Here is a 13,301-nt window from a genome sequence, read left to right as displayed (position 1 = left end):
TTAAGCACCTGCCATCATCAATTCATCAAATTTAATTTTTTTGTTAGTGACTTTGGCCTTATCCAGCACCCAAGCCACCACGTTTTCTTCTGTTGCCAATGCTGCAGGCTCATCCAGACGTTTCACATCGGCATAATACCAGCTCACCAGTTCGTCTGGTCTTTCAAAGCTTTGTGCAAAACTGTCTACCATGGCACGCACTTGGTCTGCCGTGGCATGCAACTCGTTTGTGTTGACCAGTTCAGTCAATACCATGCGCAATTTGGCGTTGCGTTGTGCCTGTGTTTCGAACACAGCAGGTTCCATCGGTACTTGCGTTGGGTCTACACCACGCTGACGCAGGTTTTGTGCGGCAGCTTGCATCAGGCGATTAGTTTCAGCTGACACAATTGCTTTTGGCAATTCAAAACTGGTTTCATCAACCAGCGCCTGAAACACAGACTCTTTCACACGCGCTTTGATACGTTTGTCGACTTCTTGCACCAGACTTTGCTTGATTTCAGACTTCATGGTGTCGAGGTTACCGTCTTCCACACCCAGGTTTTTAGCAAATTCGGCATCAATTTCCGGGTAAACAGGTTGTGACACAGACACGAACTTCACGTCATAAGTCACTGTTTTACCAGCCAATTGCGCTGGGTTATGGTCTGCTGGATAAGTAATATCGAATGTTTTCTCGCTACCAGCTTTACCGCCAAGCAAGGCATCATCAAACTCGCTCACACGGCCAGGCTCGCCAATCACCAGGTCAATGCCACGGTCGCCGGTGCTTTCAACTTGTTGGCCATCAATAGACGCCGTCAAGGTGATGTTGATACGATCTGCTTTTTTAGATGCGCGCTTCACAGGCTCGTAACTCACGCGCTGTTTTACCAATACATCCAGTGTCTTTTCAACGTCAGCATCGGACAATTCCAGTGCTGGACGTTCGATTTTAACTTTACTCAAATCACCCACTGCCACTTCAGGAAAAATCTCAAAAGTAGCAATGTATTCAAATTCTTCGGCAGCATCTTTAAATGGCAGATGCTCAATATTAGGAAAGCCAGCAACGCGCAGTTTGTTTTGCTCAACGGCATCACCAAAGCTGGTTTCAACCGCTTTGGAGTAAACCTCGTCACGCACCTGGTCACCATAGTGCTGATTAACCAGGCCAATAGGCGCTTTACCCGGACGGAAACCAGAAAATTTGGCTGTGCGAGAAATTTGCTGTAAACGTTGTCTGATTTGCCCTTCCAGCGGAGCCAAAGGGACTTTGATAGTCATACGACGTTCCAAGTTGCTGACTGTTTCAACAGATACTGCTGCCATGCTGAACTTCCTGTAAAAATCGTTTTAATAACGATGGGTTATGTAAGTAGACGCATGCTTGTGCGTCTCAATAAATGTTTAAACACAACCTGACCACACTCTAAAGGCTTTTGAATACGATCAAATTATGAAAAAAGAGCCTAAAAATATAACACAACTCTGAATTGAAATAAACTTCAAGCCCATGCGCATGCAACAAGCCGATCACTTAGCTTCAACGAATAGACACAAGCCCACAAAAAAGCCTGCGTTTAAAATCAATATGGCGCCACAAAGCCAGACTTCAAGCACCTGCTTTATACATTTAGCTTAAAGCAACAATCGCTTCAATTTCTACCAGCACATCGCGCGGCAGCTTGGCCACTTGTACCGTAGAGCGCGCAGGCGTATGCGCAACAAACGCTTCAGCGTAAATCTGGTTCATCGCGGCAAAGTCGTCCAGATTTTTAAGAAAAACCGTGGTTTTCACCACTTGCTGCAAGTTGCCGCCTGCTGCTTCAATAATCGCTTGCAGGTTCGCCAGTACCTGACGGGTTTGCGCAACAATGTCGCCATCATTCAGACTACCATCCGGGCGCAATGCAATCTGGCCTGAGGTATACAGTATATTACCAACCACAACGCCTTGCGCATAAGGGCCAATCGCAGCGGGTGCATTTGGTGTTTGTACGATATTCATGTGCAATTTCTTTCTGCTAGCCGCCTGGCTGCCAGTCATCCAACGCTAAAAACAATAAAGGCCTCCTGCAACGGAAGCCTGTTATTTCATTCATACATCACCTGACTATTTATTTTTATATAAAACCTATCAATAAAATGCAGGTGGTGCGAAAGGAGAGACTCGAACTCTCACGCCTCGCGGCGCTGGAACCTAAATCCAGTGCGTCTACCAATTCCGCCACTTTCGCATATTGCCAGCCAAAACCAGCAATTCGCTATTATAGCCCATTTTTAGCCTCGCCCACAAACTTGTAGCGTTCACATTGACAAGCCTGGCGTTCAACTGCAAGATGCTGGATTAAATATCAACGATAAGTTGTTCATGGGACAGGATATGCATTCAGCCGAAGAAAACATGCTTAGAGCCGAGCTTGAGCTTTTAATGCGAGAGCGCGAAATTTTGCTGCAAATTACTGGTGTGGCTGCCGGTTTAATCGCAGAACTCAATACCACTGACCTGCCAATTCGTACGGTCGAAGCTGCCGACTTGTTGGCAACCACCATCAACCAGCTGCCAGAAGAACTATTGCAAGACGCGCTGGATGCGGTCCACGCGACCATCGTCGAATAAATTTTCGCTGGGTGCCGGTGCGTTTGCACCACGCCTGCCAACGCTATGCGTCTGCTCGCTTACCTTTCTCCGCTGCTGTTAACGGCGTGTGGCCTCGCCTTTCAGGCCAAGCCTATTGCGCAACAACAAAATATTGACACCATTTTGCAGGCGACGCCTGCCGCAGATGGCTTTAAAAGTTTTGTGCACACGCAATCGCCGCCAACACAGTGGCCGATTAGCGCGTGGGACTTAGATAGCCTGACACTGTCGGCGCTCTACTTTCACCCTGCCCTTAAGGTCGCCAAGTCTGACTATGCAGTGGCCTTGGCTGGCATCACCAGCGCGGGCCTGCGGCCGCAAGTAGGCCTAAATGGTCAGTTATCGCACAGTAATCGTGCCAATGGTGACATCAATCCATGGTCTTACGGTTTGCAGGTTGACATTCCGGTCATCACGGCCAACAAGCGACAAATTAATATCAACATCGCGCAATACCAGGCCGACATTGCCAAGATATTGATCTCGGAAACAGCCTGGACCTTGCGGCAACAACTGAGCCTCGATTTAATTCTGCTGGCAGAGCAACAAGCCATGCAGGCAAGCCTGACCAGACTACAAACCTCCCAGCAGACCTTGCTCGCGGCCTACCAGAAACGGCTCGATTATGGCGTGGCGGGTAAATCGGATGTACTGCCTATTCGATTACAGCATGATCAGTCTGCATGGCAATTGCAGCAGCTGACATTGCAAATCAAGCAAACCGAGCTAAAAATTTTGCATGATGCCGGCTTGACCGAACAGCATAACCTGCCGCTCAACATCGCCCCGCTACAGTTGTCGCAAATACTCAAGGCCCGCTTTGCGCAATCGCAAGCTTACGCCGATGCGCCGACGATCCAGAATACGGCCTTAACCAACCGCATGGATATTCAGCGCGGGCTGGCACAATACGCCAAAGCCGAATCGCAGCTCAGGCTTGAGATGGCCAAACGTTACCCGGACTTATCACTGAACCCAGGCATGATTTATGAATATGGCGACAAAATCTGGTCTTTAGGCATAGGCACCATGTTAAACCTGCTCAACAAGTCTTCAGACCTGTGGGCACATGCCGAGCAAGTACGGCAGAATGAAGCCGTGCGCTTTTATGCATTGCAGCATCAGGTGATCCAGCTTTCTGAACAGGCGTATATTAAATACCGTGATTCGGCCAACTTGCTGATCACACTCACACGCGAATATGAACAACAAACACGCCGTAAAGCACAGCTGGAGAACCAGTGGCACCAGGGGCTCATAGACAAAACTGAATACCTGCAAACAGAAATCCAGTTTTATAGTGCACAGCAACGCCTGATTACGCAGCAGGCCAATGTGATGCGTGCCCTGCAAGACATTGAAAATGTGATGCAAAAACCAATCGCCCTCTCACAACGGGCGACGGCATTTGCCAACCAGACACAAGAGGCGCCAGCAAAATGAATAAAAAAGCACTCTGGATTATCGGAGCTCAGATTGTTTTAATTGTGATCCTGATTTGGACCATTGTGTTTGTTGGTCGCGATGAATATGAGTCAATTCAAGAGGATAGCGAAGAAGAAATTGAAGGCCCGGTGCGCGTCACAGAACAACATGGCTTGCAGGTGGTGCAACTCAACCTGGCCACACAAAAAAATAGCGGCATCAGCGTACAGCCGCTGCAACCTTATGATTACCACGGCAATATCAAAGTACTGGGTTCAGTGATTTCGATACAAACGCTGGTCGACTACAATAGTCAATACCAGCAGTTAAAGTCACAGTTGGCGCTGGCTGAGAGTGTCCTACCGAACCACCAACTGCAATATCAGCGTTACAAACAACTCAACGAAGACGATAAAAACGTTTCTGACAAAGCCGTACAAGAGGCGCAAGCACTGCTGATTAGTGACCAGACGCAGATTAAAGCCACTCAAGCCCAGCTCAAAGCGCTCACTGACACCATTATTGCGCAATGGGGGCAGCCGCTGGCCATGCTGGTAACACAGCACCCCTCTTCCGGCCCGTTGCATGAATTGCTGATGCAAAAAAAAGTGCTGGTACAAGTCAGCTTTCCATTGAAATTTAAAGCGCCGGAGGGTAATTCCAGCCTGTATATTTCGCCGATTCAGGATGAAGTGACGCCGATTCAGGCCGATTACGTGTCGCAATCGATTCAAACCGACATCAGCAATATCGGTAAAACTTACTTTTACAGTGCGCCTGCCGATTATTTACGCGTGGGGATGCGCGTCAATGTAGTGCCTGCGCAATCCTCTTCTGCTACCCTGAAAGGCGTGATTGTGCCTAACCAGGCCATTGCCTGGCATGGCGGCATGGCCTGGATTTACGTTAAAACCAAGCCAGATACCTTTTTGCGCAAACCAGTGGCATCTGACATTGAGCTGGATAACGGCTGGTTTGATAACAGCATTGCCCCCGGCACCGAGGTGGTCACGCGTGGCGCGCAGTTGTTGCTGTCAGAAGAATTCAAGTTTCAGATTAAAAACGAAAATGAAGATTAATCTGCACCCGCTGATTAGCAAAAGAGAGCGTCAAGCATGATGTCGGCGCTGGTCAGGTTTGCTATTCGTTTTTATGGGGTGATGATAGGCCTTGCCCTGCTGGTGATTGTGTATGGCAGTTATAGCTTAACCCAGAGTGATTTAAACGTTTTCCCGGAGTTTGCACCGACGCAAGTGGTGATACAAACTGAATCTGCTGGACTCTCCGCCAGCCTGGTTGAAAAGCTGGTCACGCAGCCGATTGAGAATGTAATTTCTGGTGCCATAGGCATTAAAAGTCTGCGCTCGCAGTCGATTCCTGGCTTGTCTATTGTGACGGTCATTTTTCAGGATAAATCAGACATTTACCGTAACCGGCAAATTGTGGCTGAGCACCTGAATATGCTGGGCAGCCAGTTGCCGCCTGGCATCGTGCCCAACATCACCCCACTCACCTCCTCGGCCAGTACGGTGATGGGCATAGGCGTGACGTCGGACAAACTATCGCTGATGCAATTGCGTACACTGGTGGACTGGCACTTAACGCCGCATCTGATGGCGATTCCCGGTGTGGCAGACATCAACGTGTATGGCGGCGAAGTGCGTCAGTTCCAGATTAAAGTGGATCCACGCAAACTCATGTTGTACCAGTTAAACGTGCAAGATGTGGTAAATGCGGCCAGCCGCGCCACCGGCGTACGGGGCGCAGGCTATATTCAAAATGACAACCAGCGCATTATTTTAAATAGCCAGGGGCAAACCACTACCCCGCAACAGCTGGCCAATATCACCTTATTACGCAAACTGGGCCGCACCATTCGGATCAGCGACGTCGCTGAGGTGGCTGAAGGCGCAGCGCCCTCTATTAGCGCTGCGGCCATCAATGGCCACCCGGCGGTTTACCTGTCGGTGCAAGGCCAGCTCGGTGCCAATGTTTATGCGCTGACCAAGTTGCTGGAACGTAAGCTGTCAGACATCAAACCCAGCCTGACCGCGCAAAAAGTGACGCTGCATGAAGGTTTGTTTCGCCCGGCCAACTTTATTGAAACAGCGATTCATAGCTTGCGTACCGATATTTTAATCGGCTCATTTTTAGTCATATTGGTGTTGTTCGCCTTTTTGTTTAATGTCCGCACCGCGGTGATCTCGGCAACAGCAATTCCGCTGTCACTCCTCACCGCCATTGTCGTGCTGTATCAATATGGCGTCGGGCTCAATATCATGGTGCTGGGCGGTCTGGCCATCGCGCTGGGCGAAGTAGTCGATGATGCCATTATTGATACGGAAAATATTTTCCGCCGCCTGCGCGAAAACCGGCTGTTAGCGCACCCGCTGCCTGCAGCACAAGTGGTATTTCAAGCCTCGATGGAGGTCCGTAGCTCAGTGGTCTATGCCACCATTATTGTGGCACTGGTGTTTTTACCGCTACTGACCTTGTCTGGCGTGGCTGGTAAATTATTTGCTCCATTGGGTTACGCCTATATTGCGGCCATTCTGGCTTCACTGGTGGTTGCCCTCACACTCACGCCAGCGCTGTGCTATGCCTTGCTGGCAAAAGCACCGCTCACAAATGAAGACTCGCCCGTGTTGCGCTGGTTAAAACAGCGTTACGTCAAACTACTGCACCAGATTGAACATCGTTATCAACTCATATTAATCACCAGTTTTGTCTGTATTGCACTGGGCCTGGCCATTTTGCCGTTGTTTAGAAGCCAGTTTATTCCAGCCCTGCGCGAAGGCCATTACATTTTGCACATGACCACGGTGCCTGGCACCTCAGAAGTACAGTCATTGAAACTAGGCAATCAAGTCACCAAGGTGCTGCTAGAGATTCCGGGGGTTAAAAGTGTGGCGCAATGGGTGGGCCGTGCGCCCAATGCAGCAGATACCTTTGGCACCCATTACAGTGAATTTGAGGTCGAAATTGGCACGGTGTCTGGCAAAGAACAAGAACGTATTTTTCATGATATTCGTGAAGAACTGGCTGGTGAAACAGAGGATGACGATGGTGATGGTAAAGTCGAACTAGGCTTTGTTGGTGCCAACTTTGCTATTAATACGTTTTTAACCGAGCGCATTGAAGAAACCATCTCTGGCTACGCCGCTGGCCTGGTGATCAATATTTTTGGCCAGGACCTGGACGCCTTGGACAGAGATGCACAAAAAGTGGCCAATCTGTTGGGCACGATACGCGGTGTCCGCGATGTCATGGTGCAATCGCCGCCAGAAACACCTGAAATTGTGATCCGACTCAAGCAGGAAAAACTGGCGCTATGGGGGCTACAGCCGGTTGATGTGCTGGACACGGTGAAAGCTTGCTATGAGGGCGTGCCTGTGAATCACGTGTTTATGGGCAATCGCTCCATCGGCGTCAGCGTGTTGCTTAACGATGCCTCGCGCGATGATATTGCAGACATGCGCAATATCCCGATTTTTAACCCCGAAGGCCAAATGCTCAAGCTGTCAGATGTGGCCTATGTGGCACAAGAAGGTGGGCGCTCCAAGATTTTGCACTCGGGTGCCAAGCGCATTCAAACCATTACTGCCAACATTGTCGGGCGTGATCAGGCCTTGTTGCTTGAAGACATACGCAGCACTTTGCACAAAAAACTGCAATTAAACAGCGGCAACTACCTGGAGTTTTCGGGTGAGGCAGAAGCCAATGCACAATCGCGCCAAGATTTGATTATTCATTCACTGGTGGCAGGTGTAGCGATTTTTCTCATGCTGTATATTGCCTTTGGCCGTTTGCGTAACCTCATGCTCACCTTCGCCAACCTGCCGTTTGCCTTGATAGGCGGCGTGGTTGCCACTTTTTTTACCGGTGGCTGGATTTCTGTCGGCACATTGGTTGGCTTTGTCACGTTATTTGGCATCACCCTGCGCAACTCGATCATGATGGTGTCGCACTTTCAGCATCTGGTGGATAAAGAAGGCTATCAATGGAACCTTGAAACCTGCATTCGCGGCGCTTCTGAGCGCCTGCCTTCTGTGTTGATGACGGCATTGGTTACAGCATTAGGACTGTTGCCGCTAGCAATAGGCAGTGGTGAACCGGGGCGTGAAATTGAGGGGCCGATGGCGACCATCATTGTCGGCGGCCTCATCTCCTCGACCATCCTCAACTTGCTGATTTTGCCAACCATCATGCTGCATTTTGGCCATTTTGAAAAAAGTGACGTGACTGATTAACACTCAGCCGCTGTGCTATTTAGTCATTTTGTAATAAGTGGTGCGTTAACGCCGCCGTTTTAAACCCCTGCTGAAACAGCGCATGCTCGCTCTGATGCACGACCCATGTTTGAAATGTGGCCTGCACAAGCAAGCCTGACAACCCCTGGTCTACAATACCCATAGATTGAAGCGTTGCTAGCGCCAGGCCAGCGTGAGTTTCTAGTAGCCAGTGATCTGACTTAACCAGCAGTAAATGGTCCGCTTCGAGCTGCCACGCTAACCAGGCGGCCAGGCTGTCAGAAGTGACATCCCAGCTTTCTGGCAACACATGCTCATTGGCAAACGTGGTGTTTAACGCCATTTCACTCGGCAGCCATACCAGGCCGCGATGCTGCCAGCCGCTTTCTGCAATCTCAAGCGGGTTTCTAACCAGTGCCAGCTCAGGCACCATAGCAACCAGGCTGCGCGCCATTTGGTCCATGGCATAAATAGCCAATGCATGCGCTTGCTGATCATGAATATGGCCGTCAGGCAAAGCCGCGCGCATATGCTGAAAATCCCGCACAGCGTCAGCATACAAGCCACCACCGGGCACAATAATGACTTTGCCATCCCCCCAGCGAACAACCAGCCGCAGCCACTGCACCAGGCTGCTGTAGTGTGTCACGCTGCCCCCTAGCTTGATCACCCACATATCTATGCCCCGAGTATTAGTTTTTAGTTTTAAAGTGTGCAACCAACTTGAAAAATTGCGAAGCTTTATCAAATGTTTCTTGATACTCTTTGGCGCAATCCGAATCTGCCACCACACCACCGCCGGCAAAAAAAGTCATACGGTCATTGCATATCACGGCGGTTCTTATTGCGATATTGGTATCCATACTACCATCAAAGCCAATATAGCCAATGCTGCCACAGTAAATGCCACGCCGGTGTGGTTCCAGCGCTTCGATAATCTCCATCGCGCGCAATTTGGGCGCACCGGTAATCGACCCGCCAGGAAAGCAGCCGCGTAATAAATCCAGCGCATGAAACTTAGGGGCCAGCAAGCCACGCACAATACTCACCAGATGGTGCACATTGGTAAATCGTTGTAATTTGAACAAGGCATCCACCTTGACTGACCCGACTTCACAGACCTTACCAATGTCGTTACGCAGCAAATCGACAATCATCAGGTTCTCTGCCCTATCTTTAATGCTATGCACCAACTCCTCAGCTGCTTGCGCGTCGGCAGTTGCGTCGGCATGCCGTGGCCGGGTGCCTTTAATTGGCCGGGTTTCGACCTTGCGATCAATCACCTGCAAAAACCGCTCTGGCGACATCGACAAGACCGTCAATGGTGCCCCGGCATTATCCTCAACCTGCAGGTAAGCCATAAATGGCGCACGACTCAATTGGCGGAAGTGGTCGTAGGCCTGGCTGGCATCACCAGCCACGCTCACTGCAAACCGTTGCGCAAGATTAATCTGGTAGCAATCGCCCGCGCTGATATAGTCTTTGACTTGCTGAAACGCCTGAGCATAAGCCGCTTGATCCATATTTGGCTCAATCTCGCCGGTCACTTTAAACGCAGGTGTCTGATATGTAATTTGGCGCTCAATTGGCACTTGCAATAGTTGCTGATGTAGCGTGGTCAGCGCCTGCTGGTCAATAAAACGGCAATGCGATACCAGCTTGCTGTTACCGAGATGATGATCGACAATAATCGCCCAATCGTAAATACCAACCAGCATGTCAGGCAATGGCATGTCCGCAGCAGCCAGCGCTGGCAAGATTTCGATACTACGGCCAAGATCGTAGGCAAAATATCCCAGTGCGCCGCCTGCAAACGGAATATCCGTCACCCGTTCAACCACATGTGGCGACAACCATTGCTGAATCACCTGAAAAGGGTCTTGCTCTGTCTGTTTGACCACTTGATTGGCATGCACTTCGGTGATCGGTTGGCGGTGGATGATTTTAGCCACAGGCGCGGCAACCACGATATCGAAACGGGCGCCCAAACTGGTCTCTTCATCTACCCCGTTTTTTGCCTGCGTGTGCGGAGTCTGTACCCGCCCGCTCTCGAGCAACATTGGCCAGGCCAGATGCTTGACTTGCTGTAGCCAATGCATGCCTTCGGCATAAGGTAAATCAAACTGCGTTAATGCCATGCTTGCCATAACCTCGCAACCGCATAGGCCGGAAAACAGACCTCTGCATCTTGTTTTAATTGTAAATCGCCTGCTGGCATAAATGCCGTGGCAGGTTGATAAGCCAACGCCAGGCGCTGCGCCAACGCTGCGACCAGAAAACTGCCCGCGCCTAAACCAATCAATGTCACAGGCGGCTTTGGTGCCTGCACAATGATAGACTGTACGGCCTTTTGCAAGCTATCGAGTTGCGCGGCTTTAAACGCAAGCGCCAACGACTGCCAGACGTCATCTGCTTTATCTTCAACATCATGCCCCACCATACGCGCCAGGCGCCGCATACTGTCAACCATAGAGCGCCCTTGACCATCTGCCGTCTCAGCCAGGTCATAACTGACTGGTAACTCGCCAAGCAAGCGATAAACATCTGCGGTCGTTGCAAAATACTCTGCAGCAATATGGCGCAGCACAGGTTGCGTTTGCCCAGGTGCTGTCCAAGCAATCAACGGCCCCAGTGCCATCAATGGCGTGCGCACCACACCGGTATACAACAAGCCCTGGCTTGCCATTCTTTCGGCATCAGACCAGCCTGAGGCGAACACCTGCTGTTGGTCACAGAGTGTGATGTCACTGGTAGTGCTACCAATATCAATGACCAAAGCGGGTAAAGCCGCAACGCTGGTAGCCAGGCATTGCGCTGACGCGTGCCAGTTCATGGAGGCAATCTGCGGCTCGTGACCGATAACCTTGGCAGTAAAACCTGCGCCGTCTGTCGCTGAGGCCCAGTAAAACGCGGCCTGTGGCAAATAGGCCTGTACGGTCTCTGCAATCGCCCTTACGCCCTGCCAGCGATTATCAAACAAATCGACCAGCTCGCCAGTCATGGTGACTGCATGATCGCAATCTTCGGGCGTTATTTGCCAGCGATGCAATACATGCTTGATCGCCTCTTCAAGCAATGGCAGGCCTTTCCATAACGCACATGCCTGCTGTAACACACACACAATGTCACCTTGCGCATCCAGCATCACCGCTTTCACATGCGCGCCGCCAATATCCCAACCGATCACAGCCCGTTTCATCGTGGCAAAGACTCCTGGCTAGATGCAGTAGTTAATGTCACTGCGCATGATGACTGCGCACGAACAGAATTCAAATGATTGTTCAAAATGGTATCCAGGATCATTTCAGCAGGATTTTCTGTGAGTAATTGCGATAAGCCGATATAAGGCGTGGTTAACCGGGGATTCACCTCAACCAGCATTAATTGATTGTCTTGCGTCAGTATCATGTCAGCGCCCCAGTAGCCGACCAGGCCAGGCATGGCACGATGAATCTGCTCAGCCAGTTGTTGCATGGCTGGTAAATACATAGCAGCTTCATTCACACCCGCGCCATGAAAGTGAAAATGCCCTTCGTCGATCGCTATTTTTTGCTGATGTCCGGCCAGCACTTGCACCTGATCATGCGTCGCGACTACAGACATGCTTAAAGCGGCCCCGGGCACATAAGGTTGCAACAACAAGCGGGATAACAACAGTGCATCTTTTATAATTAATTTATTTTTAAATTCAAATACTTGAATAACACTTTTAAAGTAATAGGTAAACTCACAACCAGCCCCATCGTCAGGCTTGACCACCCAGCCGCAGTCGGCTGAAACAAAGGCTATTGATGGATCAGCCTGGGCTAAAAATACATGCGGCAAGACGGCAATGCCTGCTTGTTGGCAAATATCTGCCATCACAGATTTCGCACTCGTCTGTTGTATCGCTGCTGCCGTGCAGCCTATCCAAACCTTGCCCGCGCTTTGCACCAGTTGCTGCATCTGCGCTAACAGGCCACCGGTCTCGGGCGCAATCACCCAGCAGGCATCAATATCACTAGCGGCTAATTGTTGGTGCCAAAGGGCATAAGCATCATCCCCGGCCTGCAAAGGCTGGCTCTCAGCATGCAGGGGCGCAGCAACGCGATAATCATGGCTAGTGATACAATCAACGCCCAGCGCAGATAAGTCGGCCAGCAGCGCATTACGCATCAGCAAGCCCTCTTGTAACAAGCTGGCAGGCAGCGGCTCTGAGGCCAAGCCACCAGCGCTGACATATTCACAGACCCAGATTTTCAAGCGAGATTTATTGTGCATATTATTCCCGTCATCGACTTGATGCATGGCCAGGTAGTGCAGGCCATACAAGGGCAACGTCAACACTACAGCGCGATTCAATCGCAGCTAACAGATAGCCATGCCCTGCTCGATGTGGTGGCTGCTATTTTACAAGTTTATGCGTTTGACTGCCTGTATATTGCCGATTTAAATGCAATCACCGGCCAACATGAAATGCCCAATCATCTCTCGTTGATCAAACAAGCCATGGCGAGCTTTCCAGCCCTTACATGGTGGGTAGATGCAGGACTAAACAGCGCAGAGACACTCAAACCATGGTTAGACGCTGGTGTGACCCCTATTCTCGCCAGTGAAACGCTAGCAGACCTTCAGACCTATCAATCCATGCGCAAACTGACTGCGCGCAGTATTTTATCACTCGACTTTTTTCAGGATGGATTTCATGGCCCGGCAGAGCTGTTGACCAGCAACACACACTGGAGCCAACCAACGATTCTGATGAGCCTGCCCAAGGTCGGCGCCAATCAAGGGCCAGACCTTGAAAAAATCACCTCACTCAAGCAGCAATATCCAACACAACCGCTGTATGCCGCAGGTGGTGTGAGAAATATGGCTGATATAACCATGCTGGCACAAGCAGGTGCCCAAGGGGTATTAATCGCCAGCGCCCTGCATCAGAAAAAAATCAGCACCGAAGACCTGATGACAGTCAGGCAATAAAAAACCGGCCAACAGGCCGGTTTTTAACAGGAACGTCTCCG

Annotated in this window: 11 protein-coding genes and 1 tRNA gene; 5 read left to right on the top strand and 7 right to left on the bottom strand. The window is 50.4% G+C overall.

Features of this window, described 5'->3' with window-relative positions:
- The 3 genes from tig to METH5_RS0112890 all read right to left on the bottom strand — a co-directional run bounded on the left by tig (position 1) and on the right by METH5_RS0112890 (position 2,219).
- Positions 1-1,311 carry a trigger factor gene (gene tig / locus METH5_RS0112900; RefSeq protein WP_029148905.1) on the bottom strand — a complete coding sequence of 437 codons (1,311 nt, stop codon included), beginning with the start codon at positions 1,309-1,311 and terminating at the stop codon, positions 1-3.
- A 304-nt stretch (positions 1,312-1,615) separates the two neighbouring features.
- The gene (locus METH5_RS0112895; RefSeq protein WP_029148904.1) at positions 1,616-1,990 is read right to left on the bottom strand and encodes a Rid family detoxifying hydrolase; all 375 of its coding nucleotides are present in this window, start codon (positions 1,988-1,990) and stop codon (positions 1,616-1,618) included.
- Positions 1,991-2,134: 144 nt separating this feature from the next.
- Positions 2,135-2,219: transfer RNA gene (locus tag METH5_RS0112890), tRNA-Leu, on the bottom strand.
- Between the two features lie 146 nt (positions 2,220-2,365).
- Between METH5_RS0112890 and METH5_RS0112885 the strand changes: the two genes are divergently transcribed.
- From METH5_RS0112885 to METH5_RS0112870, 4 genes are read left to right on the top strand one after another with little or no spacing between them, the layout of a single operon-like run.
- Positions 2,366-2,602 (top strand): hypothetical protein, encoded by a 237-nt coding sequence (locus tag METH5_RS0112885; protein ID WP_198290698.1) that lies wholly within the window; start codon positions 2,366-2,368, stop codon positions 2,600-2,602.
- Positions 2,603-2,647: 45 nt separating this feature from the next.
- A complete protein-coding gene (locus METH5_RS0112880; protein WP_029148902.1) occupies positions 2,648-4,066 on the top strand; it encodes a TolC family protein in 1,419 nt (472 codons plus the stop codon).
- The gene (locus tag METH5_RS0112875) at positions 4,063-5,127 is read left to right on the top strand and encodes an efflux RND transporter periplasmic adaptor subunit (RefSeq protein WP_029148901.1); all 1,065 of its coding nucleotides are present in this window, start codon (positions 4,063-4,065) and stop codon (positions 5,125-5,127) included. The genes METH5_RS0112880 and METH5_RS0112875 overlap by 4 nt, the downstream gene beginning before the upstream one ends.
- Positions 5,128-5,163: 36 nt before the next feature.
- The gene (locus tag METH5_RS0112870) at positions 5,164-8,298 is read left to right on the top strand and encodes an efflux RND transporter permease subunit (RefSeq protein ID WP_029148900.1); all 3,135 of its coding nucleotides are present in this window, start codon (positions 5,164-5,166) and stop codon (positions 8,296-8,298) included.
- A gap of 19 nt (positions 8,299-8,317) precedes the next feature.
- Here METH5_RS0112870 and METH5_RS0112865 read toward each other — a convergent pair whose 3' ends face one another.
- From METH5_RS0112865 to METH5_RS0112850, 4 genes are read right to left on the bottom strand one after another with little or no spacing between them, the layout of a single operon-like run.
- The gene (locus METH5_RS0112865; protein WP_029148899.1) at positions 8,318-8,974 is read right to left on the bottom strand and encodes a hypothetical protein; all 657 of its coding nucleotides are present in this window, start codon (positions 8,972-8,974) and stop codon (positions 8,318-8,320) included.
- A gap of 16 nt (positions 8,975-8,990) precedes the next feature.
- Entirely contained in the window at positions 8,991-10,436 is a 1,446-nt protein-coding gene (pabB, locus tag METH5_RS0112860) for an aminodeoxychorismate synthase component I (RefSeq protein WP_029148898.1), read from the bottom strand.
- Positions 10,427-11,497: a hydantoinase/oxoprolinase family protein gene (locus METH5_RS0112855; protein WP_029148897.1), complete on the bottom strand. Its 1,071-nt coding sequence runs from the start codon at positions 11,495-11,497 to the stop codon at positions 10,427-10,429. The genes pabB and METH5_RS0112855 overlap by 10 nt, the downstream gene beginning before the upstream one ends.
- Positions 11,494-12,558 (bottom strand): ATP-grasp domain-containing protein, encoded by a 1,065-nt coding sequence (locus METH5_RS0112850; protein ID WP_029148896.1) that lies wholly within the window; start codon positions 12,556-12,558, stop codon positions 11,494-11,496. The genes METH5_RS0112855 and METH5_RS0112850 overlap by 4 nt, the downstream gene beginning before the upstream one ends.
- Between METH5_RS0112850 and METH5_RS0112845 the strand changes: the two genes are divergently transcribed.
- Positions 12,553-13,260 carry a HisA/HisF-related TIM barrel protein gene (locus tag METH5_RS0112845; RefSeq protein WP_029148895.1) on the top strand — a complete coding sequence of 236 codons (708 nt, stop codon included), beginning with the start codon at positions 12,553-12,555 and terminating at the stop codon, positions 13,258-13,260. The two genes, METH5_RS0112850 and METH5_RS0112845, sit on opposite strands and share 6 nt — an antisense overlap.
- The last annotated feature ends 41 nt before the right edge of the window (positions 13,261-13,301 follow it).

The sequence above is a fragment of the Methylophilus sp. 5 genome, from assembly GCF_000515275.1.
In the GTDB taxonomy this organism is placed as follows: Bacteria; Pseudomonadota; Gammaproteobacteria; order Burkholderiales; family Methylophilaceae; genus Methylophilus.
The sequence above is the reverse complement of the archived record's forward strand: the minus strand, read 5'-3'. Positions and strand labels throughout refer to the sequence as shown.

Excerpts from the sequence above, each read along its gene's own strand:
- METH5_RS0112880 (WP_029148902.1), top strand. The coding sequence starts at position 2,648 with ATGCGTCTGCTCGCTTACCTTTCTCCGCTGCTGTTAACGGCGTGTGGC.
- METH5_RS0112875 (WP_029148901.1), top strand. The coding sequence starts at position 4,063 with ATGAATAAAAAAGCACTCTGGATTATCGGAGCTCAGATTGTTTTAATT.
- pabB (WP_029148898.1), bottom strand. The coding sequence starts at position 10,436 with ATGGCATTAACGCAGTTTGATTTACCTTATGCCGAAGGCATGCATTGG.
- METH5_RS0112855 (WP_029148897.1), bottom strand. The coding sequence starts at position 11,497 with ATGAAACGGGCTGTGATCGGTTGGGATATTGGCGGCGCGCATGTGAAA.
- METH5_RS0112865 (WP_029148899.1), bottom strand. The coding sequence starts at position 8,974 with ATGTGGGTGATCAAGCTAGGGGGCAGCGTGACACACTACAGCAGCCTG.
- METH5_RS0112870 (WP_029148900.1), top strand. The coding sequence starts at position 5,164 with ATGATGTCGGCGCTGGTCAGGTTTGCTATTCGTTTTTATGGGGTGATG.
- tig (WP_029148905.1), bottom strand. The coding sequence starts at position 1,311 with ATGGCAGCAGTATCTGTTGAAACAGTCAGCAACTTGGAACGTCGTATG.
- METH5_RS0112895 (WP_029148904.1), bottom strand. The coding sequence starts at position 1,990 with ATGAATATCGTACAAACACCAAATGCACCCGCTGCGATTGGCCCTTAT.
- METH5_RS0112885 (WP_198290698.1), top strand. The coding sequence starts at position 2,366 with ATGCATTCAGCCGAAGAAAACATGCTTAGAGCCGAGCTTGAGCTTTTA.
- METH5_RS0112850 (WP_029148896.1), bottom strand. The coding sequence starts at position 12,558 with ATGCACAATAAATCTCGCTTGAAAATCTGGGTCTGTGAATATGTCAGC.